The sequence below is a fragment of the Neisseria basseii genome (genome assembly GCF_962707005.1).
Classification (GTDB): Bacteria; Pseudomonadota; Gammaproteobacteria; order Burkholderiales; family Neisseriaceae; genus Neisseria; species Neisseria bergeri.
The window spans coordinates 1-22,227 of sequence record NZ_CAUIXH010000020.1 but is presented as its reverse complement, the minus strand read 5'-3'; the positions used below and the strand labels follow the sequence as shown (position 1 = coordinate 22,227).

Sequence of the window (22,227 nt, the reverse complement as noted above, 5' to 3'; positions counted from 1 at the left end):
GAAACCGCAAGCAGCATGGTAAGGCGATGTCGAACAGGTTTAAAGCCAATCCGCTATATTTTTTGGAGCTATGTTGAACAAACAGGTAGAATCGGAATAAGCGGCGGTTTTGTCCGGTGTGAAAATGTTTGAATATTAGGATGATTGATGGAGCTGATGACTGTTTTGCTGCCTTTGGCGGCGTTGGTGTCGGGCGTGTTGTTTACATGGTTGCTGATGAAGGGCAGGTTTCAGGGCGAGTTTGCCGGTTTGAACGCGCAACTGGCGGAAAAGGCGGCAAGATGTGATTTTGTCGAACAGGCGCACGGCAAAACCGTGTCGGAATTGGCGGTGTTGGACGGGAAATACCGGCATTTGCAAGACGAAAATTATGCTTTGGGCAACCGTTTTTCCGCAGCCGAAAAGCAGATTGCCCATTTGCAGGAAAAAGAGGCGGAATCGGTTCGGCTGAAGCAGTCGTATATCGATTTGCAGGAAAAGGCACAGGGTTTGGCGGTTGAAAACGAACGTTTGGCAACGCAGCTCGGACAGGAGCGGAAGGCGTTTGCCGATCAATATGCGCTGGAACGCCAAATCCGCCAAAGAGTCGAAACCGATTTGGAAGAAAGCCGCCAAACTGTCCGCGACGTGCAAAACGACCTTTCCGATGTGGGCAACCGTTTTGCCGCAGCCGAAAAACAGATTGCCCATTTGCAGGAAAAAGAGGCAGAAGCGGAGCGGTTGAGGCAGTCGCATATCGATTTGCAGGAAAAGGCACAGGGTTTGGCGGTTGAAAACGAACGTTTGGCAACGCAAATCGAACAGGAACGCCTTGCTTCTGAAGAGAAGCTGTCCTTACTGGGCGAGGCGCGCAAGAGCTTGAGCGATCAGTTTCAAAATCTTGCCAACACGATTTTGGAAGAAAAAAGCCGCCGTTTTACCGAGCAGAACCGAGAGCAGCTCCATCAGGTTTTGAACCCGCTGAACGAACGCATCCACGGTTTCGGCGAGTTGGTCAAGCAAACCTATGATAAAGAATCGCGCGAGCGGCTGACTTTGGAAAACGAATTGAAACGGCTTCAAGGATTGAATGCGCAGCTGCACAGCGAGGCAAAGGCCCTGACCAACGCGCTGACCGGTACGCAGAATAAGGTTCAGGGCAATTGGGGCGAGATGATTCTGGAAACGGTTTTGGAAAATTCCGGCCTTCAGAAAGGGCGGGAATATGTGGTTCAGGCAGCATCCGTCCGAAAAGAGGAAGACGGCAGCACGCGCCGCCTGCAGCCCGACGTTTTGGTCAACCTGCCCGACAACAAGCAGATTGTGATTGATTCCAAGGTTTCGCTGACGGCTTATGTGCGCTATACGCAGGCGGCGGATGCGGATACGGCGGCGCGCGAACTGGCGGCACACGTTGCCAGCATACGCGCGCATATGAAAGGCTTGTCGCTGAAGGATTACACCGATTTGGAAGGTGTGAACACTTTGGATTTCGTCTTTATGTTTATCCCCGTCGAACCGGCCTACCTGTTGGCGTTGCAGAATGACGCGGGCTTGTTCCAAGAGTGTTTCGACAAACGGATTATGCTGGTCGGCCCCAGTACGCTGCTGGCGACTTTGCGGACGGTGGCGAATATTTGGCGCAACGAACAGCAAAATCAGAACGCACTGGCGATTGCGGACGAAGGCGGAAAGCTGTACGACAAATTTGTCGGCTTCGTACAGACGCTCGAAAGCGTCGGCAAAGGCATCGATCAGGCGCAAAGCAGCTTTCAGACGGCATTTAAGCAACTTGCCGAGGGGCGGGGCAATTTGGTCGGACGCGCCGAGAAGCTGCGTCTGTTGGGCGTGAAGGCAAACAAGCAGCTTGCACGCGATTTGACCGAACGTGCCAATGAAACAACGGCGTTGTCGGAATCTTTGGAGTATGCGGCAGAAGATGAAGCAGTCTGACTTGTGCGGAAAAATATTATTTCAGCCGGAGCGGGAATGCCGAAAGCGTGGCGTAACTGTACCGGTTCTGATTCGGGGTTTGTTTGAAGTACTTACCAAAGCCTTGTCCGGCGAGGTGCTCCGGCAAGGCGGCGGTTGTCTGAGCCTTTTGTGTTTCAGACGGCATCAGTGAAGATGATGCCGTCTGAAGACCGTAGGGAAGTCGGTTAGAAAAACGGATTGTGCCGTTTTTCGTGTCCGATGGAAGTCATACGCCCGTGTCCGGCGACAACTTGCACGGTTTCGGGGAGGGTGAATAATTTGTTGCGGATATTATTGATTAAGTCGGCGTGGTTGCCGCGCGGAAAATCGGTTCTGCCTATGGTTTCGTAAAACAGCACGTCGCCCGCAATCAGTAATTCCGCTTCGGCACAATAAAAGACGATATGTCCCGGCGTATGGCCCGGAATATGCAGCACTTGAAAGGCATAGCGTCCGACCGCGAGCGTTTCGCCTTCTTCGAGCCAACGGTTCGGCGAAAATGCGGGCGAGACGGGAAATCCGTATTGCGCGGTGGTTTGCGGCAGCGATTGGAGCAGGAATTCATCTTCGCGGTGCGGCCCGAGGATGGGGACTTTATGCGTTTTCAACATTTCGACCACGCCGCCCGCGTGATCGAGATGACCGTGCGTCAGCCAGATTGCTGTGAGCGTAAGTTTGCGGTTTGCCAACGCTTGCAGCAGGAACGGCACGTCGCCGCCGACATCGGTCAGGACGGCTTTGCCGCTTTCATCGTCCCAAATCAGGGTGCAGTTTTGGCGGAAGGGGGTAACGGGGAAGATTTCGTAACGTAGGGTCATCGGCGTGTTCCTAAACGGTTTTCAGACGGCATCGGGTTTGCCGTTTGTTTTATGGCGGTTTGCCGCCTGTTTTGATATTGGGGGGATCAGGTGATTAAAAAGATAATCGGCGGCATCATACCGATTTTTACGGCGGTTTTCATCCCCGCATCGGCAGGCGCGGCGGATTTGATGCTGGCGCAGGAATACAAAGGGCAGGACATTGCCGGCTGGGCGATGAGCGAGAAACTCGACGGCGTGCGCGCCTATTGGGACGGAAAGCACCTGATAAGCCGTCAGGGTTATGCGTTTGCGCCGCCCAAAGGTTTTACCGCGCAGTTTCCGCCTTATCCTTTGGACGGCGAATTGTATAGCGGACGCGGTCAGTTCGAGCAGATTTCCGCTACCGTGCGTTCTGCTTCTTCAGACTGGCGCGGTATCCGCCTGCACGTTTTCGACGTACCCAAGGCGCAGGGCAACCTCTACCAACGTTTGGCAGTCGCAACGCAGTGGCTGAAAACGCATCCGAACGCGCCGATTACCATCATCCCGCAAATCAAAGTGCGCGACCGGCAGCACGCGATGGACTTTTTAAAACAAATCGAAGCGCAGGGCGGCGAAGGTGTGATGTTGCGCCATCCTGAATCCCGTTACAGCGGCGGCAGGAGCAGCCAATTATTGAAGCTGAAAAGCCAATACGACGACGAATGCACGGTAACGCGGCACTATGAGGGCAAAGGGCGAAACGCCGGACGGCTGGGCGCGGTCGGCTGCAAAAACCGGCACGGCGAATTCCGCATCGGCAGCGGTTTCAAAGACAAAGACCGCGACAATCCGCCAAAAATCGGCACGCTGATTACCTACCGCTACCGTGGTTTTACGCGGAAAGGCACGCCGAAATTCGCCACGTTTGTGCGCGTGCGTACCGACCGCTGAGCAGGACGGTTCAGACGGCAGCCGATACTTTGGTTTATAATTTTCCCTTTACCGACCGATTCCGATATATGACTGATTTAGAAACCAAACGCCTTGAAACACAGGCGATGCTTGAAAACGCCGAACTTTTGTTCGACCAAGGGCAATGCCGCGCCGCGCTGCAAAAAGTGGCGGACGAGATTACGCGCGATTTGGGGGATAAATATCCGTTGCTGCTGCCCGTGATGGGCGGCGCGGTGGTGTTTACGGGGCAGTTGCTGCCGCTGTTGCGCTTTCCCTTAGATTTTGATTATGTTCACGTTTCCCGTTACGGCGACAAGCTGGAGGGCGGCGCGTTCAACTGGAAGCGTATGCCCGATGCGGAACAAATCCGGGGCAGGCACGTCGTTGTGTTGGACGATATTTTGGACGAAGGGCATACGATGTCCGCCATTCAAACCAAACTTTTGGAAATGGGTGCGGCAAGTTGCCGTTCGGCGGTGTTCGCCAATAAATTAATCGACAAAGAAAAACCGGTCAAAGCCGATTATGTCGGACTGGATGTGCCGAACCGTTATGTGTTCGGTTACGGTATGGACGCGGCGGGCTGCTGGCGCAATTTGGGCGAGATTTACGCATTGGGCGGAAAATAAGGATGCAATGCCGTCTGAAGGCCTTTCAGACGGCATTGCGCCCATATGCCGGCAGGACAACGAGGAACAGGACGCATAATATGATAGGGCTTTTAATCATCACACACGAAACCATAGGCGAAGCCTACCGCAAGCTGGCGCATCATTTTTTTCCGGGCGGGCTGCCTGAAAACGTCCGCATACTCGGCGTGCAGCCGACGGAAGACCAAGACGACATCATCAACAACGCCATTGCCGCGCTGCAAGAGTTTCCTGAAAACCACGGCGTATTGATTATGACCGACATCTTCGGCGCGACCCCCTGCAATGCCGCCCGCCGGCTCGTGCGCGAAAACAAATCGGCGATTTTGACCGGGCTGAACGCGCCGATGATGATTAAGGCCGTCCAATATTCGCCGGCGGCGGAAGACCTTGCCGCCTTTACCGAATGCGTCAGAGAGGCGGCGGTAAAGGGCATTTTCGCCATCACGTCCGCGCCCGAAGATTTGGTGTGCCGGCGCAGCGGCGATGCCGTCTGAAGAAGCGGCAGGGCAGGAAAACATTTTAAACGGCGTCTGCTGCCGATATACATAACACGGGAACCGAAATGCTCAAACAATCCATCGAAATCATCAACAAACTCGGACTCCACGCCCGCGCGTCCAGCAAGTTCACCCAAACCGCGTCCCAATTCAAAAGCGAAGTCTGGGTTACGAAAAACGACAGCCGCGTCAACGGCAAAAGCATTATGGGGCTGATGATGCTCGCCGCCGCCAAGGGTACGGTCATCGAGCTGGAAACCGACGGCTTGGACGAAGCCGCAGCCATGAAGGCATTGACCGACTTAATCAACGGCTACTTCGGCGAGGGCGAATAATGAGTATTGTGCTGCACGGCGTGGCGGCGGGCAAAGGCATTGCCGTCGGTTGCGCCCACCTGATTGCGCGCGGCACGGAGGAAGTGCCGCAGTATGATGTCGCGGAGGCGGACACCGGTGCCGAAACCGAACGTTTCGATGCCGCCGTCAAAGCCACGCGCAAAGAGTTGGAACAGCTCCGCAGCGCGATTCCCGAAAACGCCCCGACCGAGTTGGGCGCGTTCATCTCGCTGCACCTGATGCTCTTGACCGATGTTACCTTGTCGCGCGAACCCGTCGATATTTTAAGGGAACAAAAAATCAACGCCGAGTGGGCATTGAAGCAGCAGAGCGACAAACTCGCCGCCCAATTCGACAATATGGACGATGCCTATTTGCGCGAACGCAAGCAGGATATGCTGCAAGTCGTCCGCCGCATCCACAACAACCTGATCGGGCAGGGCAACGAGTTGGAAGTTGCCGACAACCTGTTTGACGAAACCGTGCTGATTGCAAACGACCTTTCACCCGCCGACACGGTTTTGTTTAAAGAGCAGCGCATTGCCGCCTTCGTTACCGATGCCGGCGGCCCCACCGGGCATACGGCGATTTTGGGCAGGAGCTTGGACATCCCGTCCGTCGTCGGGCTGCACAACGCGCGCAAACTGATTACCGAGGGAGAAACGGTCATCGTGGACGGTATCAACGGCATCCTGATTATCGCGCCCGATGAAACCGTCTTGGACGAATACCGCCGCCGCGCCCGCGAATACCGCAGCCACAAACGCGAGTTGAACAAGCTCAAAAAAACCGCCGCCGCCACCGCCGACGGGGTCTGCATCGAGCTTGTGGGCAATATAGAATCCGCCGAAGACGTGAAACCGCTGCACAACCTCGGCGCAGACGGCATCGGGTTGTTCAGGAGCGAGTTTCTTTACCTGAACCGCGATACGATGCCGTCTGAAGACGAGCAGTACGAAGTGTACAGCGCGATTGTCAAAAAAATGAAGGGCAAAAGCGTAACGATACGGACAGTCGATTTGGGTGTGGACAAGAATCCGCGCTGGTTCGGGAAAAACAGCACGCCCAACGGCAGCCTCAACCCCGCGCTGGGCATGACCGGCATCCGCCTGTGCCTTGCCGAACCGGTCATGTTCCGCACACAGATGCGCGCCATCCTCCGTGCGGCGGTACACGGCCCCGTCCGCATGATGTGGCCGATGATTACCTCCGTATCCGAAGTGCGCCAGTGCCTGATTCATTTGGACACCGCCCGCCGCCAGCTTGCCGAACGCGGCGATGCCTTCGGCGAAGTCGGCATCGGCTGCATGATTGAAATCCCGTCTGCCGCGCTGACCGTCGGCAGCATTTTGAAACTGGTCGATTTCATCTCCGTCGGCACCAACGATTTGATCCAATATATTCTGTCAGTCGATCGCGGCGACGACAGCGTCAGCCACCTCTACCAGCCCGGCCATCCCGCCGTGCTGAAAATGCTGCAACACGTCATCCGTACCGCCAACCGCATGGACAAAGACGTATCCGTATGCGGTGAGATGGCGGGCGATACCGCGTTTACCCGCGTTTTATTGGGTATGGGGCTGCGCCGTTTTTCCATGAATCCGAACAACATCCTGCCCGTCAAAAACATCATTCTGCACAGCAATGCCGGACAGCTCGAAAATGATATTGCGAAAGTCATCCGCTGCGAAGACGAAGAGAAGTCGGAAAAGCTGATCAAACAGATCAACAGCGTGTCGGTCGAGGAAGAGGGCGAAGCCAAAGTGCGGAAATAAATATTGTTGACAATGGAAAAAGATTGCAGTCAAATAACGCCCTTAAAAAATACAGCTGCTTTGGTCAAGAAATGCCGTCTGAAAAATTTTCAGACGGCATTTTGTTTGGCAGGCTTTTCTGCCGCATCATCGGAAACGGACGATACGCCCTTCATCGACGCGGATGCGTACCGTACCGTTTCCGGAAATACCGTCCGTATGCTGTCCGACAGTCAGGTTTAATGTCAGCTCGCCGTGTTCGGGATGGACGGCGGAAAGCCGGAGCGAGTCGGGCAGGCGGACGAGGGAGAGCAGATGGCATTCCGTTCCATGATTGTCCAAGCACACGGCATTTTGCGGGATATGGCGGTCATCGTCGGTGTTGGGCAGACCCATCAGACGGGCGACCTGCACGCCGGAAGGCGTTTGAACCAAAGTTTCGGGCGTACCGCATTGAAGGATTTTCCCCTCGTGCATCACGGCGATTTCGTCTGCCGCCGTGCAGGCCTCTTCGGGCGAATGCGTTACCAAAACGGCAGGGATGCCGCCGTTTCGGATGCGTTCGGCGGTCATACGGCGCAGCGTGCCGCGCAAATGCGTGTCCAAACTGGAAAACGATTCGTCCAGCAACAGCAGGGAAGGGCGGACAACCAAAGCGCGCGCCAGTGCCAACCGTTGCTTCTCGCCCCCGGAAAGTTTTTCAGGCTTGCGGTGCGCCTCGTTTTCCAGTCCGACTTCGGCAAGTGCCGCCATGGCAAGGCGTTCGGCTTCGGCTTTCGGCATTTTTTGCATTTTCAAACCGAATGCCGCATTTTCCAGCGCACTCATATGGGGAAACAGCGCGTAATCTTGAAACATTAGCGAGATACGGCGTTTTTCGGGCGGCATACGGGTAATGTTTTCCCCGTTCAGCCGAATTTCGCCGCCGTCCGGCCGGACGATGCCCGCAATCATATTCAGCAGGGTGGATTTTCCGCAGCCCGACCGCCCCAAAACGGCGAGTATTTTGCCGCACCCGACAGTCAGGCAGATGTTGTCGGCGACGGTTTTGCCGCCGAAGCGTTTGCAGAGTCCGTTCAGTTCAAGCATGGCGCATCCTATAAACGTATGCCGTCCAGCCACTCGGACAGCGGGTGGGCGGCATCAATCAGACCGTAACGGCAAAACGCGTCCAGCGTAACCAGTTGCGCGTCGTGCATCATGTTTTCCGACAACATGGCGGCAACCAGGCTGCAGATGTCCATTTTCTCAAAACCCGCCACCTCGCCGTCCTGATTTTCGGGTTGGAAGGCTTCGGGCAGGACGGCATCGAACACATACAGGATTTCATTGTGCACACCCCGGATGACGGGGCGCAGGCTGTGCAGGCGCGATACCGGGTGGATGAGCGGAAACAGCGTTTTATCCAAACCGGCTTCTTCGCTGCTTTCGCGGCACACGGCTTCAGACGGCATTTCGCCGCCGGAAACACCGCCGGCGGCAATATTGTCGAGCTTGTCGGGATCGACCGCTTTGTGCGGACTGCGCCTGCCTATCCAAAAATGCCATCTGCCGTCCGATTCGGTCAAACCGTTGAGATGGACGGCGCGGCTGAGCAGCCCGAACGGGCGGAAGGCGGCGCGTTCGAGCGCGAACAAGGGGTTGCCGCCGCCGTCGGTCAGGTCGAAACACTCGTTGCGCCAGCCGTCCAACAGTCCCGCACAGTGCCAACTGCGGGCGAGGTGTTGCAAGCGTCCGCCCATATCCGACCAGCCGTCCGCATTCAGGAAAATGCCGTCTGAAGACTCCGAGCAGCCTGCCTCCCAGTCTTTTTTGATGCGTTCCGCCCATTCCGGCGACAGGTTGCCCAAAGGAAGACGGTTCAGATACAGCGTTTTCCAGCAGCTTTCTGCACCGTAACTTGCTTTTGCCCACTCGAACAGGGCATCAAGGTCTTGTTTGCTGACGGATTCGGTAAAACGGACGGTCGGCATAGTCGGCTTTCTTGAAGACAATGAGGAAGATTGTAGCCAAACCGCCTGAATTTGCAACCGCAAACAGACGGCGGTCTGCCGTTCCGATATTGCGGCAGGAAGGAAAATCCGGCAAAAAACGGAGGCGGCAGGAAACAGGCAAAACAAAACCCCTCGGCATTGAACCGAGGGGTTTGATATTTGGTTGCGGGAGCAGGATTCGAACCTACGACCTTCGGGTTATGAGCCCGACGAGCTACCATGCTGCTCCATCCCGCGTCAGAAGATGAAACTATACGGTAGATTTTTTATGTTGTCAAACATTATTTCCGCGAAAAATCATAAAATTTTGCCGTCCGGCGGTTTATGACTGATTTGAAATATTATTTTCTTTACAAAAATCCAAGCCCGTGGTTTAATTTTGGTTAACATTGAAACAGGGGTGCTGCCTGATGTTCAGGCGGCTGAGAAATACCCTTTACACCCGATCGGGATAATACCTGCGTGGGGAGTTTTCACGGATTCTGTCTTTCAGACGGCATTGGTTTTCAAATGCCGTCTGAAAACGCAAAACGCTCCTGTTTCTTTATTCTAAACGAGAAAACAGGAGCATTTTTTATGACTACGCCAAAAAAAACCGCCAAAACTTCCGGCAACGAAGCGCGTGAGCTTGCCGACTTGAGCGAAGACATCGGCATTCGCTTCAAATATCCGAACTCCGAGCGCGTATATCTGCAAGGCAGCCGCGACGACATACGCGTGCCTTTGCGCGAAATCCGTCAGGACGACACCTACACGGCGCAAGGTACGGAAGCCAACCCGCCGATTCCCGTCTATGACACCAGCGGCGTGTACGGCGATCCGGCGGCGCACATCGACCTGAAACAAGGCCTGCCGCACATCCGCACGGCGTGGCTGGACGAACGCGGCGATACTGAAATCCTGCCCAAGCTGTCCAGCGAATACGGCATCGAACGCGCACACGATCCGAAAACCGCCCATCTGCGTTTCAACCAAATCACCCGTCCGCGCCGCGCAAAAAGCGGCAGCAACGTAACCCAGCTTCACTACGCGCGCCAAGGCATCATTACGCCGGAAATGGAGTTTGTCGCCATACGCGAACGCATGAAGCTGGACGAGCTTTTCAGACGGCCTGAATACGCCAAGCTCTTGAAACAACACGCAGGGCAAAGTTTCGGCGCGAATATCCCAACCCATCCCGACCAAATCACGCCCGAATTCGTGCGCCAAGAAATTGCCGCCGGACGCGCGATTATCCCCGCCAACATCAACCACCCCGAACTCGAACCGATGATTATCGGCCGCAACTTCCGCGTCAAAATCAACGGCAACTTGGGCAACTCCGCCGTTACCTCCAGCCTGACCGAAGAAGTCGAAAAAATGGTGTGGTCGCTGCGTTGGGGCGCGGACACGATTATGGATTTGTCCACAGGCGCGCACATCCACGAAATGCGCGAATGGATTATCCGCAACGCGCCCGTCCCCATCGGCACCGTGCCGATTTACCAAGCTTTGGAAAAAACCGGCGGCATTGCCGAAGATTTGACTTGGGATTTGTTCCGCGACACCTTAATCGAACAGGCGGAGCAAGGCGTGGACTATTTCACCATACACGCGGGCGTATTGCTGCGTTATGTGCCGATGACCGCCAACCGCCTCACCGGCATCGTCTCGCGCGGCGGTTCCATCATGGCGAAATGGTGTTTGGCACATCATCGGGAAAACTTCCTCTACACGCATTTCGACGAAATCTGCGAAATTATGAAGGCGTATGACGTATCGTTCAGCCTCGGCGACGGCCTGCGCCCCGGCTGCATTGCCGATGCCAACGACGAATCCCAATTCGCCGAGCTGCACACCTTGGGCGAATTGACCGATAAAGCGTGGAAACACGACGTACAAGTCATGATCGAAGGCCCCGGCCATGTGCCGCTGCAACGCGTCAAAGAAAATATGACCGAAGAGCTGCAACATTGCTTTGAAGCGCCTTTCTATACACTCGGGCCGCTCGTTACCGACATCGCCCCCGGCTACGACCACATCACTTCGGGCATAGGCGCGGCCAATATCGGCTGGTACGGCACGGCGATGCTTTGTTACGTTACCCCTAAAGAACATTTGGGGCTGCCCGACAAAGAAGACGTGCGCACCGGCATTATTACCTACAAACTCGCCGCCCACGCCGCCGACCTCGCCAAAGGCTGGCCGTGCGCACAGTTGCGCGACAACGCCCTGAGCAAGGCGCGTTTCGAATTCCGCTGGCGCGACCAATTCCGCTTAAGCCTCGACCCCGAACGCGCCGAAAGCTTCCACGACGAAACCCTGCCCGCCGAAGGCGCGAAAATCGCCCACTTCTGCTCGATGTGCGGCCCCAAATTCTGCTCGATGAAAATCACGCAGGAAGTGCGCGACTACGCCGACAAGCAAAAAGCCCAACAGCAAGGCATGGAAGAAAAAGCGATTGAGTTCGTCAAAAAAGGCGCGAAGATTTACAGTTAAACGTCAAGCAAAAAATGCCGTCTGAAAACCGGATGTCGGGTTTCAGACGGCATTTTTGTTTTCAAACGGGGTACGTTCTGAGCCGGTGTGCGGACGGAAGCCTATTTTGCAGGAGCCGATCCGCTTACGGACGATTCGCTGCCTGCGGCAGGCTTTTGCACTCTTTTGTCGGTAAATACGCAGACGACGCCGGCATTGTTGTAGGTAATGTTCCTGAATGTTATTGCAGTAAATGCCAAAAAAGTTGCTCATGCTACTGCTTATTAGCTACAAAGCGATTGCAAGTTTATTTGGATATGTGGTTTTATTCTTATGCTAAAACTACTAACATCGTTATTTTGTTTTAATTCAACATAAAGATATTCACTTATCTCATCATTTTTTATTTTCATTTCAATAATTTGCTCTAAATAATATGAGCAAATCATTCCAATGGATGAAAAAACTTTTATGGATACATACGGCAAAGCATATCCAAAGGCAATTTCAAAATTATTGGTACCGTCATTTAATTTGAAAATAACACAACTTTCATCTTCGCTAATTACTGGTTCTTTTTCAAAAAACCACATTAACTCATCTGCGTTAAGTAACATATTTTCATACATTATTGTCCCCCTTTGGGAATTACTGTATTAAATACCCTTGTTCCGTTTGGTAATACTTGATATGTGGTTTCAAATTTTACAAAATTTCCACTTGGACTTGTAAACAACGATTCTCGAACTTCAAAATTACCGTATTGTGTAGAAAAAGGCTGTAGGGTGGGCTTCAGCCCGCCGATTCCGCCGATTCCAACCAACTTCGCCAATTTCAACGATTTCAAAAATTCCACCAACTCCGCCGAAAACCGAAACCGCCGAATCCCGCCGGTTCGCCAAAAACCTTTGATGCGGTGAAATTGGTGGAATCGGTGGAATCGGTGGGCTGAAGCCCACCCTACATTTCACCCTACGGCTCGATGAATCGTCAGAAATACCCGAACCGTCATTCCCGCGCAGGCGGGAATCCAGACCGGTCGGTGCAGAAACTTATCGGTTTGACGGCGTTTCACTTCCCCTTCCATCCCGAAAAACGCAAAAAATACCGTCTGAAAGCGGCGGCAGCGGTATGTGCCGCCAGCTGTGATGCTGCCTTCCGGATGTCCGTTTGGGCGGAAGCCTGAATTGGCGGATGTCTGCCCGGCAGCGTCAACCCAAGGCGAAAAGTTCCCTGCCGTGGATTTTGAGCCACTGTTTCGCTTCGTCCGCGTAGGGGGCGAAGCGGCGGGTCAGTTCCCAAAAGGTGCGGCTGTGGTCGGCGTGGGCGAGGTGGCAGAGTTCGTGTATGCAGACGTAGTCGGCAACGTATTCCGGTGCGCCGACCAGCCGCCAGTTGAGGCGTATGCCTGTGGTTTTGCGGCACACGCCCCAGAAGGTTTTGGCAGAGGTCAGCGAGGAGGAAGCGGGGAACAGTTGTGTGGTGCGGGCGTGGTGTTCGAGGCGGGGAAGCAGGTAGCTTTGAGCCTGCCGTTTCAGAAAGGTTGCCAACAGTGCTGCCTGTTTGTCGTGCGTGTCTTCGGGAACGCGGATTTCAGACGGCATCAGCAGGATTTTCGTGTCTTGATGGGCGGTGAGGGCAAGCTGCCTGCCGTGGAACCAGATATGTTCGGGCAGTCGGTTTGCCGTATTGTGCGGCGGTGTTTTTGCCAGTGTTCGCCGCAGGACGGCTTCGTTTTCATACAGCCAGCGGTTTAGAGCGGAGACGGAGAAGTAGGGTGGGACGCTGATGCTGACGGTATGTGTGCCGATAGGGCGGATAATCAGGTTTTTCTTGGCACGGCGTTTGATTTCTATGGTCAGTTCCATGCCGTCTGAAAGAGTGTGGATCAGGGAGGTCATACGGTTTCAGACGGCATTTTGGCGGCAAACGGGCCTGCGCCGGAAATGAGCGGCTGCTGCGTTTCGATGAGGTGTTCGCATTTTTCCATCAATTCGGCTTCGCTGCCGCTTGCGTGCGGGATGGTCGGACAGATGACGACGGTGATTTCCCCCGGATATTTCAGAAAGGAATTTTTCGGCCAAAATTCGCCGCTGTTGAGGGCGACGGGGACGATGTCCATCTCAAACATTTTCGCCATGCGCGCGCCGCCGAGTTTGTATTTGCCGCGCTTTCCGGGTGCAAGGCGCGTGCCTTCAGGGAAAATGGTAATCCAATAGCCTTCGTTTTTGCGCGCCAACCCCTGTTTTATGAGCTGTTCGTTGGCTTCGCGGCGGTTGTTGCGGTCTATGCCTATGGTTTTGACCAGTTTTAAACCCCAGCCGAAAAAGGGGATTTTGAACAATTCGCGTTTGGCAACGTAAACCTGCGGCGGAAAAATGTCCTGAAGGGCGAGCGTTTCCCAGCCGCTTTGGTGTTTGGCGCAGATGACGGCGGGGCGGTCCGGAATGTGTTCCGCGCCGATGATACGGTATTTGAGCCCGACGATGTGTTTGAGCGACCAGTTGAGGATGCCGACCCAGACCCGCGCCATCTTGTGCGCCCCGTCCCGGAAAGGCGAGGCGAGCAGCATAAAGGGAAAGAGGAAAATCAGGCTGGAACAGAGTATCAGCCAGTAGATCAGGTTACGGATGATGAGCATGGTTTTGCCTTGTCGGAATGCGGTATGTTCAGTCGGCTTGCGGTGCGGCGTTTTCCTGCATGATGTATTGTGAGAAATCGAGCAGGGTATCGAAAACCTGTGTGTGTTCGGGCAATTCGTGTCCGTGTTGGGAGAGCGTTTTTTTGCCTTTTCCGGTCAGAACCAGCGCGGGTTTTCCGCCGACGGCATCGATTGCCTGCAAATCGCGCAGGCTGTCGCCGACCAGCCAAGTTTCCGAGGCTTGGGCGTTGAAGCGTCCGATGATGTCTTCAATCATGCCCGGTTTGGGCTTGCGGCAGCCGCAGCCGTCGGCATCGGTGTGGGGGCAGAACCAGATGCCGTTGATTTCGCCGCCTGCCTGACGGACGAGGCGGTGCATTTTGGCGTGCATTTCGGTCAGGTCTTGAACGGTGAAATATTTGCGCCCGATGCCGGATTGGTTGGTGGCGACGGCGACGGTGCAGCCCGCCTGCGTCAGGAATGCCACCGCATCCATGCTGCCTTCAATAGGTATCCACTCGTCAACGGATTTGACGAAGTCGTCGCGATCTTGGTTGATGACACCGTCGCGGTCGAGAATGATGAGTTTCATCGCGTTTCCTTTGGATTGGGGCAGGTCGGGGGTGGCATTATACTGAAATATCGGCAGTGATGCGCCTGTGCCGCGCGATAACGAGGCAATGCCGTCTGAAGCCGTCGGCGGGCTTCAGACGGCATTTTGCCTTTATCCCTTGAATACGGGGACGAGTTCCATTTGGCTCAATACCTGTGCGGCGATGTTGATGATGCCGAAAAGGAAGACCCAAACCATCAGCCACAAGCCGCCGTAAACTTTGTAGTTTTTGCCGACGCCGAATTTATGGCGCGAGCGGTAGAGCAGCATGGCGGGGATGATGCCTGTCCAGATGGTTGCGGCCAGGCCGACGTAGCCGATGGCGGTAACGAAGCCTGTAGGGAAGAGCAGGCAGGAGATCAAAGGCGGCAGGAAGGTCAGTGCGGCGGTTTTGGTACGGCCGGAAATGCTGTCATTCCATTTGAAGATGTCGGCGATGTAGTCGAACAGGCCGAGCGTTACACCAAGGAAGGACGTTGCAATCGCCATGTAGGAGAACAGGGTCAACACTTTGTCCATATTGCCGGTTTGGGCGAACTTGGACAGCGTTTCGATCAGGACGGAAACTTGGCCTTCTGCGGCAATAACCGGTGCGAACTCGTTGCGCGGCAGGTTGCCTTGGATGGCGGTTTGCCAGAGGACGTAAATCACGAGCGCGACCAACGTACCCGCCCAAATGGATTTGGCGACTTTGGGCGCGTCGCCTTTGAAGTATTTGAGCAGGCTGGAGACGTTGCCGTGGAAGCCGAATGAGGCAAGGCAGACGGGCAGGGCGGTGGCGACATAAATCCAGTAGCTGGTGCCGGCAGGTGCTTGGGTGTCGAACAGGACAGGCATTTTGGCATCGACAATCAGGCCGCCGGTTGCCCAAATAAAAGTCAATACCATGCCGCCGATGAGGATGCCGGTGAAACGGTCAACCAAGCGTGCGGATGCCCAAACGCAAAAGGCGAGAATGCCGAAGAAGACGAGTTGGCCGACGGTGAGCGAGATTTCGCCGCCTACCGCGCTGCCGATGCCTTTGGCAGTCAGGTCGCCGCCGACGAAGATGTAGGCGTAGGTAAGCAGGTATAAAACAAAAGCGACGGCAACGCCGTTGATGACGTTCCAAACCGGGCCGAGCAGGTCTTTAACCATGGTGTCGAAGCTGGCGCCGTGCGGATAGTGGGTGTTGACTTCCAAAATCATCAGGCCGCTGGAGAGCATGGAAAACCAGGTGTACAGCAACACGACCAGCGAGCCGGTAAACCATACGCCGGAGGTGGCGGTCGGGTTGGCAAGCATACCTGCACCGATAACCGTACCGGCGATAATCATCGCGCCGCCGAATAGGGAAGGGGTTTTGGTTGACATATTTATCTTTCTGACGAAAAGCGTGGCCGCCATTATGCCGTAAAGTGCGGGGGGCTGTAAGGTGTTTGCGGTCATGCCGTCTGAAAGTCTGTTCAGACGGCATGACGTTCCATAGTATAATCTTTTTCCTTTTGGGCAACGGCGGACGCCGCCGTGTTTTTGAATGATGGGAGGCAGGATGTCTGACAGAAAATATAATGTGGACGCAGAGGAAATTGCCAAATTCAGCCGGATTGCCGACAAATGGTGGGACAAGTCGGGCGAATTCAAGCCCTTGCACGACATCAATCCGCTCCGGCTCGATTATATCGACGGACACGCGGATTTGTGCGGCAAACGGGTTTTGGATGTAGGCTGCGGCGGCGGCATCCTGGCGGAAAGCATGGCGCGGCGCGGCGCGGCGTTTGTCAAAGGCATCGACATGGCGGAACAGTCGTTGGAAACCGCCCGTCTGCACGCGGCTTTGAACAATGTCGCCGATATCGAATACGAATGTATCCGCGTGGAAGACCTTGCCGAGGCGGAACCGCACTCGTTCGATGTGGTAACGTGCATGGAAATGATGGAACACGTCCCCGATCCCGCCGCCATCGTGCGTGCTTGTGCCAAGCTGGTCAAGCCGGACGGCATGGTGTTTTTTTCCACCATCAATAAAAACCCGAAATCGTACCTGCATCTGATTGTGGCGGCGGAATATCTGTTGAAGTTTGTCCCCAAAGGCACGCACGACTGGAAAAAATTCATCGCGCCTGCCGAGCTGGCGAGGATGTGCCGTCAGGCAGGCTTGGATGTGGCGGATACGAAGGGTATGACTTACCATGTGTTGTCGCAAACTTATGCCCTGTGCGATTCGACCGATGTGAATTATATGTTTGCCTGCCGTCCGGCATTCTGACGGCGGGTTTGCCCGTTTTTGAGCAAGTGAGTTGATATGTCTGTCTATACCAGTGTTTCCGATGATGAAATGCGCGGCTTCCTGAGCGGTTACGATTTGGGGGAATTTGTTTCCCTGCAGGGCATCGCGCAGGGGATTACCAACAGCAATTATTTTCTGACGACGACTTCGGGACGTTATGTGCTAACCGTGTTTGAAGTGTTGAAACAGGAAGAGTTGCCGTTTTTTCTGGAGCTTAACCGGCATTTGAGTATGAAGGGCGTGGCGGTTGCCGCGCCGGTTGCGCGCAAAGACGGCCGGCTTGATTCCGTTTTGGTGGGCAAGCCCGCTTGTTTGGTTGCCTGCCTGAAAGGTTCGGATACCGCGCTGCCGACGGCGGAGCAGTGTTTCCATACCGGTGCGATGCTGGCCAAAATGCACCTTGCCGCCGCCGATTTCCCTTTGGAAATGGAAAACCCGCGTTACGATGCGTGGTGGACGGAGGCGTGCGCCCGGCTGCTGCCCGTCCTGCCGCAAGACGATGCCGCGCTGCTGTGTTCTGAAATCGATGCGCTGAAGGACAATCTCGGCAATCATCTGCCTTCGGGCATCATCCATGCCGACCTGTTTAAAGACAATGTGTTGCTTGACGGCGGTCAGGTATCGGGCTTCATCGATTTCTATTATGCCTGCCGGGGCAATTTTATGTATGACTTGGCGATTGCGGTCAACGATTGGGCAAGGACGGCGGACAATAAGTTGGATGAGGCGTTGAAAAAGGCGTTTATCGGCGGTTATGAGGGCGTGCGCCCCTTGAGTGCCGAAGAAAAGGCGTATTTCCCGACCGCCCAACGTGCCGGCTGCATCCGTTTTTGGGTGTCGCGCCTGTTGGATTTTCATTTTCCGCAGGAGGGTGAGATGACGTTTATCAAAGACCCGAACGCGTTCCGCAACCTGCTGTTGAGTTTGGGTTGATACCGTCTGCCGGGTAGGAATCCGATGCCGTCTGAAAGGGTTTCAGACGGCATTTTGTTTCGGGTTTGAATATGTTTTCCGGATGTTTTCCGGTTCGGTGTACCGGTTTCGGCTGTTTTGTTACGCACCCGCGCCGGTGTTTGCCTCTGAATTCCGGCGGTTGGCGGCGGTTTGACTGCGGACGGATAAAATTGTGCAGTCATTTTTGATCGGCTTTGGGTACAATCCAGCCATTATGTTTTGAAATAGGAAAACGGATGGATATGCGGCGTTGGGCGGTTGTTGGATTGGTTACGCTGCCGCCCCTGTGTTTTTTGACCGCGATGGTGCTTGCGCCTTTGTGGGCGATGGCGGCGTATGATGGTTTGGCGTGGGGCGCGGTGCTGTCGGATGCTTATATGCTCGAACGTTTGGCATGGACGGTATTTCAGGCGGCGGCAACCTGTATCTTGGTGCTTCCCTTGGGCGTACCTGTCGCGTGGGTGCTCGCGCGGCTGGCGTTCCCGGGGCGGACTTTCGTGCTGCGCCTGCTGATGCTGCCTTTCGTAATGCCCACGTTGGTGGCGGGCATGGGCGTGCTGGCTCTGTTCGGGGCGGACGGCCTGTTGTGGCGCGGCTGGCAGGATACGCCGTATCTGTTGTTGTACGGCAATGTGTTTTTCAACCTGCCCGTGCTGGTCAGGGCGGCATATCAGGGGTTTGTTCAAGTGCCTGCGGCACGGCTTCAGACGGCACGGACATTGGGCGCGGGGGCGTGGCGGCGGTTTTGGGACATTGAAATGCCCGTTTTGCGCCCGTGGCTTGCCGGCGGCGTGTGCCTTGTTTTCCTGTATTGTTTTTCGGGGTTCGGGCTGGCATTGCTGCTGGGTGGCAGCCGTTATGCCACGGTCGAAGTGGAAATTTACCAGTTGGTCATGTTCGAACTCGATATGGCGGTTGCCTCGGTACTGGTGTGGCTGGTGTTGGGGGTAACGGCGGCGGCGGGATTGCTGTATGCGTGGTTCGGCAGACGCGCGGGTTCGGATAAGGCGATTTCCCCTGTGATGCCGTCTGAACCGCAGTCGGTCGGGGAATATGTGCTGCTGGCGTTTGCGGCGGCGGTGTTGGGTATATGCTGCCTGTTCCCGCTGGCGGCGGTCGTGGTAAAGGCCTGTTCTGCGGGAGAATCTTGGCAGGTGTTGGCGGAACGCGAAACTTGGCAGGCGGTGTGGAATACTTTGCGCTTTTCGGCGGCGGCGGTATTTTCGGCGGCGGTATTGGGTGTCATGTATGCGGCGGCGGCGCGGCGGTCGGCGTGGATGCGCGGGCTGATGTTTTTGCCGTTTATGGTGTCGCCGGTTTGTGTTTCGGCGGGCGTGCTGCTGCTTTATCCGCAGTGGACGGCTTCGTTGCCGTTGCTGCTGGCGATGTATGCGCTGCTGGCTTATCCGTTTGTGGCAAAAGATGTTTTATCGGCCTGGGATGCCCTGTCGCCGGATTACGGCAGGGCGGCGGCAGGTTTGGGTGCGGATGGTTTTCAGACGGCATACCGTATTACGTTCCCCCTCTTGAAACCGGCGTTGCGGCGCGGCCTGACTTTGGCGGCGGCAACCTGCGTGGGCGAATTTGCGGCGACATTGTTCCTGTCGCGTCCGGAATGGCAGACGTTGACGACTTTGATTTATGCCTATTTGGGGCGTGCGGGTGAGGATAATTATGCGCGGGCAATGGTGTTGACATTGCTGTTGTCGGCATTTGCGGTGTGCATTTTCCTGCTGTTGGACAACGGTGAAGGCGGAAAACAGACGGAAACGTTATAATGTGAACCCTTTTTCAGAGGACGGCAAAATGAGCGAGTTGAGCGAAATCCTTTCCTATAATCAGAAGTTTGTCGAGTCGGGCGAATATGAGAAATATTTTACCGACAAATACCCGGGCAGGGAGTTGGCGATTTTGTCCTGCATGGATGCGCGGATTATCGAGCTGCTGCCCGATGCCTTGGGTTTGAAAAACGGCGATGCCAAGCTGATTAAAAATGCCGGCGCGCTGGTTACGCACCCGTGGGGTTCGGTGATGCGGAGCCTTTTGGTTGCCGTGTTTGAGCTGAAAGTCAAAGAAATTATGGTCATCGCCCACCACGATTGCGGTATGCAGGGTTTGAATGCGGCCGGCTTTCTCAGTAAGGTGCATGAAAGCAATATTCCCGACGACCGTATCGAAACCCTGCGTTATGCAGGTGTCGACCTCGACGGCTGGCTGACCGGTTTCGACAACGTCGAAGACAGCGTGCGCCATACGGTCGAACTTATCCGCCGCCATCCGCTGATGCCGCGCCATATTGCCGTTCACGGATTGGTCATCCATCCCGTTACCGGCAAACTGACCCTGATTGTGGACGGCAGTGTTTCAGACGGCATGGACTTATCGGAAGGAACGGAAACATCATGAAGAAAATCGGACTGTTCGGCGGCACTTTCGACCCGATACACAACGGACATTTTCATATCGCCCGTGCCTTTGCCGATGAAATTGGCTTGGACACGGTTGTTTTCCTGCCGGCAGGCGGCTCGTATCACAAAGACGCCGCCTCCGCTTCCGCCGCCGACCGCCTTGCCATGGTCGAACTGGCAACGGCAGAAGACGCGCGTTTTGCCGTCAGCGACTGCGACATCGTCCGTCACGGCGAGACTTACACTTTCGACACCGTCCAAATTTTCCGCCAGCAGTTCCCCTCGGCACAACTCTGGTGGCTGATGGGCAGCGACAGCCTGATGAAGCTGCACACATGGAAAAAATGGCAGATGCTCGTGCGTGAAACCAATATCGCCGTCGCCATGCGGCAGGGCGACAGTCTGCACCAAACCCCGCGCGAACTGCACGCATGGCTGGGCAATGCCCTTCAGGACGGCAGCGTCCGCATCTTGTCCGCCCCGATGCATAACGCGTCGTCAACGGAAATCCGCCGCAACCTTGCCGGCCAAGGCGTTTCAGACGGCATCCCGTCTGCCGCCGCACGCTACATCCGCGAACACGGTTTGTATGAAAAATAAAGTCAAATCAGTAAGGAACGGCTATAATGCCGTCTGAAAACATCCCGTTAGGAACATAATGAACGAGCAAGAACTGCAAGACCTGCAAAAAATGGTCGAGGTCGCCGTCAACGCCCTCGAAGATATCAAAGCCAAAGACATTTCCGTTCTCGAAACGCAAGACAAAACTTCGCTGTTTGCCAGAATGATTATCGCCAGCGGCGACAGTACGCGCCAAGTCAAAGCACTGGCCAACAACGTTGCCGTCGATTTGAAAGAAGCCGGTTTTGAAATCCTCAGTACCGAAGGCGACAGCGGCGAATGGACGTTGGTTGATGCAGGAGACCTCGTCGTCCACGTCATGCTCCCTGCCGTGCGCGACTTCTACGACATCGACACCCTCTGGGGCGGCGAGAAACCGAGTTTCCACGCCGGAATGCAGAAGCCGTGGCACGCTGCAGACTGATTCCCGATGCCGTCTGAATGTTCAGACGGCATTTTCCTGTAAGGGAGAAAGCATTGAACATTACCGTTTTGGCAGTCGGCACCAAAATGCCGAGCTGGGTTGATGAGGCCGTCGCCGAATACGCCAAACGCTTCGGACGCGACGTCGCCTACGCACTCAAAGAAATCAAACCCGAAAAACGCGGCGCGGGCGTGAATGCCGCCCAAGGTATGGCGGCGGAAGAAAAACGCATCCTTGAAGCCGTTCCGCAAGGCGCGTTCCTCGTCGTTCTTGACGAACGCGGCAAAGCACCGACCTCCGTCGAGCTGGCGGAACACCTCAAAAGCTGGCAGCAAAACGGCGAACACGTCTGCTTCGTCATCGGCGGTGCGGACGGCATGACCGACCGCCTCAAACAACAAGCCCGCATGATGATGCGCCTGTCCAGCCTCACCCTGCCGCACGGCATGGTGCGCGTCCTTCTGACCGAGCAGCTTTACCGGGCCGCCTCTATCCTGCATAACCATCCCTATCATCGGGAATAAGAACGGATACGAAGCGGCCTTTGCTAATCCCGACAATAACAAAACGGGACTACTCGATGACAATTTATCAAATAAAATACATTAAAAATAATCAATATGGATAAGGGTGTAAAAAAATACGGAAAAATCTATGAAATCTCGCTCCCAAATGGGAAATTTGCTTACATATGTAGGGTGAGGCAATACGAGTTTGGTATTTTTGATTATCTCTCAGAAAAGACAGCCAATATGGATGAGCTTCTTTCTGTTGGGTTTAAGACTTATAAATCCTGTATAGAAACAGCCATAAGAAAGAAGATTTGGAAACTGATAGGGCAAGTTGATTTAGAGAAAGAAAATATAATATATCCAGATTTAGCGATTTTCTTATCATACAATAAAGAACTTTTTATTA

25 protein-coding genes, 1 tRNA gene and 1 riboswitch are annotated in these 22,227 nt (G+C 54.9%); of the genes, 16 read left to right on the top strand and 10 right to left on the bottom strand.

The window, feature by feature from the left end; genetic code table 11:
• The first annotated feature begins 147 nt into the window (after window positions 1-147).
• The gene (locus tag Q9I99_RS09375) at window positions 148-1,932 is read left to right on the top strand and encodes a DNA recombination protein RmuC (RefSeq protein WP_301667991.1); all 1,785 of its coding nucleotides are present in this window, start codon (window positions 148-150) and stop codon (window positions 1,930-1,932) included.
• A gap of 16 nt (window positions 1,933-1,948) precedes the next feature.
• Here the strand turns inward: Q9I99_RS09375 and Q9I99_RS09370 are convergent, their stop codons facing one another.
• Together Q9I99_RS09370 and Q9I99_RS09365 are read right to left on the bottom strand one after the other, a co-directional pair.
• Window positions 1,949-2,098, bottom strand: coding sequence for a hypothetical protein (locus Q9I99_RS09370; protein WP_003712917.1), 150 nt, complete (start codon window positions 2,096-2,098; stop codon window positions 1,949-1,951).
• A 40-nt stretch (window positions 2,099-2,138) separates the two neighbouring features.
• Window positions 2,139-2,771 (bottom strand): MBL fold metallo-hydrolase, encoded by a 633-nt coding sequence (locus Q9I99_RS09365; RefSeq protein ID WP_003712916.1) that lies wholly within the window; start codon window positions 2,769-2,771, stop codon window positions 2,139-2,141.
• Window positions 2,772-2,861: 90 nt separating this feature from the next.
• On the opposite strand from Q9I99_RS09365, the gene Q9I99_RS09360 reads away from it, so the two are divergent.
• From Q9I99_RS09360 to ptsP, 5 genes are all read left to right on the top strand, one after another.
• Window positions 2,862-3,686, top strand: a complete 825-nt coding sequence (locus Q9I99_RS09360; protein ID WP_045750212.1) for a DNA ligase — start codon at window positions 2,862-2,864, stop codon at window positions 3,684-3,686.
• A gap of 68 nt (window positions 3,687-3,754) precedes the next feature.
• A complete protein-coding gene (locus Q9I99_RS09355) occupies window positions 3,755-4,318 on the top strand; it encodes a hypoxanthine-guanine phosphoribosyltransferase (protein ID WP_301667992.1) in 564 nt (187 codons plus the stop codon).
• 80 nt (window positions 4,319-4,398) lie between these two features.
• Entirely contained in the window at window positions 4,399-4,836 is a 438-nt protein-coding gene (locus Q9I99_RS09350; protein WP_101084745.1) for a PTS sugar transporter subunit IIA, read from the top strand.
• 68 nt (window positions 4,837-4,904) lie between these two features.
• A complete protein-coding gene (locus Q9I99_RS09345; protein ID WP_301667993.1) occupies window positions 4,905-5,174 on the top strand; it encodes an HPr family phosphocarrier protein in 270 nt (89 codons plus the stop codon).
• Complete coding sequence (gene ptsP / locus Q9I99_RS09340; protein ID WP_301667994.1) at window positions 5,174-6,949, top strand: phosphoenolpyruvate--protein phosphotransferase; 1,776 nt, start codon at window positions 5,174-5,176, stop codon at window positions 6,947-6,949. The genes Q9I99_RS09345 and ptsP overlap by 1 nt, the downstream gene beginning before the upstream one ends.
• 126 nt (window positions 6,950-7,075) lie before the next feature.
• Here the strand turns inward: ptsP and Q9I99_RS09335 are convergent, their stop codons facing one another.
• From Q9I99_RS09335 to Q9I99_RS09325, 3 genes are all read right to left on the bottom strand, one after another.
• On the bottom strand, window positions 7,076-8,017 hold the full coding sequence (locus tag Q9I99_RS09335) for an ABC transporter ATP-binding protein (RefSeq protein ID WP_301667995.1): 942 nt from the start codon (window positions 8,015-8,017) through the stop codon (window positions 7,076-7,078).
• A gap of 8 nt (window positions 8,018-8,025) precedes the next feature.
• Complete coding sequence (locus tag Q9I99_RS09330; protein WP_301667996.1) at window positions 8,026-8,901, bottom strand: NUDIX hydrolase; 876 nt, start codon at window positions 8,899-8,901, stop codon at window positions 8,026-8,028.
• A 181-nt stretch (window positions 8,902-9,082) separates the two neighbouring features.
• Window positions 9,083-9,159: transfer RNA gene (locus Q9I99_RS09325), tRNA-Met, on the bottom strand.
• A 149-nt stretch (window positions 9,160-9,308) separates the two neighbouring features.
• Window positions 9,309-9,408: riboswitch (TPP riboswitch) on the top strand.
• A gap of 90 nt (window positions 9,409-9,498) precedes the next feature.
• Here Q9I99_RS09325 and thiC point away from each other — a divergent pair.
• Window positions 9,499-11,400 carry a phosphomethylpyrimidine synthase ThiC gene (gene thiC, locus Q9I99_RS09320; RefSeq protein ID WP_301667997.1) on the top strand — a complete coding sequence of 634 codons (1,902 nt, stop codon included), beginning with the start codon at window positions 9,499-9,501 and terminating at the stop codon, window positions 11,398-11,400.
• 263 nt (window positions 11,401-11,663) lie between these two features.
• Here the strand turns inward: thiC and Q9I99_RS09315 are convergent, their stop codons facing one another.
• Entirely contained in the window at window positions 11,664-12,008 is a 345-nt protein-coding gene (locus Q9I99_RS09315) for a hypothetical protein (protein ID WP_301667998.1), read from the bottom strand.
• 413 nt (window positions 12,009-12,421) lie between these two features.
• Here Q9I99_RS09315 and Q9I99_RS09310 point away from each other — a divergent pair, with 413 nt between their 5' ends.
• The gene (locus Q9I99_RS09310) at window positions 12,422-12,565 is read left to right on the top strand and encodes a hypothetical protein (protein ID WP_301667999.1); all 144 of its coding nucleotides are present in this window, start codon (window positions 12,422-12,424) and stop codon (window positions 12,563-12,565) included.
• A gap of 25 nt (window positions 12,566-12,590) precedes the next feature.
• Here Q9I99_RS09310 and Q9I99_RS09305 read toward each other — a convergent pair whose 3' ends face one another.
• From Q9I99_RS09305 to Q9I99_RS09290, 4 genes are all read right to left on the bottom strand, one after another.
• The gene (locus Q9I99_RS09305; RefSeq protein WP_301668000.1) at window positions 12,591-13,280 is read right to left on the bottom strand and encodes a M48 family metallopeptidase; all 690 of its coding nucleotides are present in this window, start codon (window positions 13,278-13,280) and stop codon (window positions 12,591-12,593) included.
• On the bottom strand, window positions 13,277-14,020 hold the full coding sequence (locus Q9I99_RS09300) for a lysophospholipid acyltransferase family protein (protein WP_003753532.1): 744 nt from the start codon (window positions 14,018-14,020) through the stop codon (window positions 13,277-13,279). Before Q9I99_RS09300 ends, Q9I99_RS09305 begins: the two co-directional genes overlap by 4 nt.
• Window positions 14,021-14,048: 28 nt before the next feature.
• Window positions 14,049-14,612 carry a D-glycero-beta-D-manno-heptose 1,7-bisphosphate 7-phosphatase gene (gene gmhB / locus Q9I99_RS09295; RefSeq protein WP_301668001.1) on the bottom strand — a complete coding sequence of 188 codons (564 nt, stop codon included), beginning with the start codon at window positions 14,610-14,612 and terminating at the stop codon, window positions 14,049-14,051.
• Window positions 14,613-14,744: 132 nt separating this feature from the next.
• Window positions 14,745-15,986, bottom strand: a complete 1,242-nt coding sequence (locus tag Q9I99_RS09290; protein ID WP_301668002.1) for an aromatic amino acid transporter — start codon at window positions 15,984-15,986, stop codon at window positions 14,745-14,747.
• Window positions 15,987-16,152: 166 nt separating this feature from the next.
• On the opposite strand from Q9I99_RS09290, the gene ubiG reads away from it, so the two are divergent.
• The 8 genes from ubiG to Q9I99_RS09250 form a co-directional block, all read left to right on the top strand.
• Window positions 16,153-16,881, top strand: a complete 729-nt coding sequence (ubiG, locus tag Q9I99_RS09285) for a bifunctional 2-polyprenyl-6-hydroxyphenol methylase/3-demethylubiquinol 3-O-methyltransferase UbiG (protein ID WP_107860492.1) — start codon at window positions 16,153-16,155, stop codon at window positions 16,879-16,881.
• A gap of 36 nt (window positions 16,882-16,917) precedes the next feature.
• Window positions 16,918-17,835 (top strand): homoserine kinase, encoded by a 918-nt coding sequence (gene thrB, locus Q9I99_RS09280; RefSeq protein ID WP_301668003.1) that lies wholly within the window; start codon window positions 16,918-16,920, stop codon window positions 17,833-17,835.
• A gap of 257 nt (window positions 17,836-18,092) precedes the next feature.
• A complete protein-coding gene (locus tag Q9I99_RS09275) occupies window positions 18,093-19,634 on the top strand; it encodes an ABC transporter permease (RefSeq protein WP_301668004.1) in 1,542 nt (513 codons plus the stop codon).
• Between the two features lie 28 nt (window positions 19,635-19,662).
• A complete protein-coding gene (locus Q9I99_RS09270; protein WP_301668009.1) occupies window positions 19,663-20,262 on the top strand; it encodes a beta-class carbonic anhydrase in 600 nt (199 codons plus the stop codon).
• Complete coding sequence (gene nadD, locus Q9I99_RS09265; RefSeq protein ID WP_301668005.1) at window positions 20,259-20,864, top strand: nicotinate-nucleotide adenylyltransferase; 606 nt, start codon at window positions 20,259-20,261, stop codon at window positions 20,862-20,864. Before Q9I99_RS09270 ends, nadD begins: the two co-directional genes overlap by 4 nt.
• A 58-nt stretch (window positions 20,865-20,922) precedes the next feature.
• Window positions 20,923-21,309, top strand: a complete 387-nt coding sequence (gene rsfS, locus Q9I99_RS09260; protein ID WP_002246503.1) for a ribosome silencing factor — start codon at window positions 20,923-20,925, stop codon at window positions 21,307-21,309.
• A gap of 53 nt (window positions 21,310-21,362) precedes the next feature.
• A complete protein-coding gene (rlmH, locus tag Q9I99_RS09255) occupies window positions 21,363-21,833 on the top strand; it encodes a 23S rRNA (pseudouridine(1915)-N(3))-methyltransferase RlmH (protein ID WP_301668006.1) in 471 nt (156 codons plus the stop codon).
• A 96-nt stretch (window positions 21,834-21,929) separates the two neighbouring features.
• On the top strand, window positions 21,930-22,227 hold a 298-nt coding region (locus Q9I99_RS09250; protein ID WP_304666213.1), incomplete at its 3' end, for an Imm26 family immunity protein.

Bases quoted from the DNA above. Each gene is read 5' to 3' on its own strand.
- gmhB (WP_301668001.1), bottom strand. From the start codon at position 14,612: ATGAAACTCATCATTCTCGACCGCGACGGTGTCATCAACCAAGATCGC.
- Q9I99_RS09275 (WP_301668004.1), top strand. From the start codon at position 18,093: ATGGATATGCGGCGTTGGGCGGTTGTTGGATTGGTTACGCTGCCGCCC.
- Q9I99_RS09315 (WP_301667998.1), bottom strand. From the start codon at position 12,008: ATGTATGAAAATATGTTACTTAACGCAGATGAGTTAATGTGGTTTTTT.
- Q9I99_RS09335 (WP_301667995.1), bottom strand. From the start codon at position 8,017: ATGCTTGAACTGAACGGACTCTGCAAACGCTTCGGCGGCAAAACCGTC.
- thrB (WP_301668003.1), top strand. From the start codon at position 16,918: ATGTCTGTCTATACCAGTGTTTCCGATGATGAAATGCGCGGCTTCCTG.
- Q9I99_RS09300 (WP_003753532.1), bottom strand. From the start codon at position 14,020: ATGCTCATCATCCGTAACCTGATCTACTGGCTGATACTCTGTTCCAGC.
- Q9I99_RS09365 (WP_003712916.1), bottom strand. From the start codon at position 2,771: ATGACCCTACGTTACGAAATCTTCCCCGTTACCCCCTTCCGCCAAAAC.
- Q9I99_RS09355 (WP_301667992.1), top strand. From the start codon at position 3,755: ATGACTGATTTAGAAACCAAACGCCTTGAAACACAGGCGATGCTTGAA.
- Q9I99_RS09370 (WP_003712917.1), bottom strand. From the start codon at position 2,098: ATGCCGTCTGAAACACAAAAGGCTCAGACAACCGCCGCCTTGCCGGAG.
- ubiG (WP_107860492.1), top strand. From the start codon at position 16,153: ATGGGAGGCAGGATGTCTGACAGAAAATATAATGTGGACGCAGAGGAA.
- Q9I99_RS09290 (WP_301668002.1), bottom strand. From the start codon at position 15,986: ATGTCAACCAAAACCCCTTCCCTATTCGGCGGCGCGATGATTATCGCC.
- thiC (WP_301667997.1), top strand. From the start codon at position 9,499: ATGACTACGCCAAAAAAAACCGCCAAAACTTCCGGCAACGAAGCGCGT.
- Q9I99_RS09350 (WP_101084745.1), top strand. From the start codon at position 4,399: ATGATAGGGCTTTTAATCATCACACACGAAACCATAGGCGAAGCCTAC.
- Q9I99_RS09270 (WP_301668009.1), top strand. From the start codon at position 19,663: ATGAGCGAGTTGAGCGAAATCCTTTCCTATAATCAGAAGTTTGTCGAG.
- Q9I99_RS09375 (WP_301667991.1), top strand. From the start codon at position 148: ATGGAGCTGATGACTGTTTTGCTGCCTTTGGCGGCGTTGGTGTCGGGC.
- Q9I99_RS09305 (WP_301668000.1), bottom strand. From the start codon at position 13,280: ATGACCTCCCTGATCCACACTCTTTCAGACGGCATGGAACTGACCATA.
- Q9I99_RS09330 (WP_301667996.1), bottom strand. From the start codon at position 8,901: ATGCCGACCGTCCGTTTTACCGAATCCGTCAGCAAACAAGACCTTGAT.
- Q9I99_RS09345 (WP_301667993.1), top strand. From the start codon at position 4,905: ATGCTCAAACAATCCATCGAAATCATCAACAAACTCGGACTCCACGCC.
- rsfS (WP_002246503.1), top strand. From the start codon at position 20,923: ATGAACGAGCAAGAACTGCAAGACCTGCAAAAAATGGTCGAGGTCGCC.
- nadD (WP_301668005.1), top strand. From the start codon at position 20,259: ATGAAGAAAATCGGACTGTTCGGCGGCACTTTCGACCCGATACACAAC.
- ptsP (WP_301667994.1), top strand. From the start codon at position 5,174: ATGAGTATTGTGCTGCACGGCGTGGCGGCGGGCAAAGGCATTGCCGTC.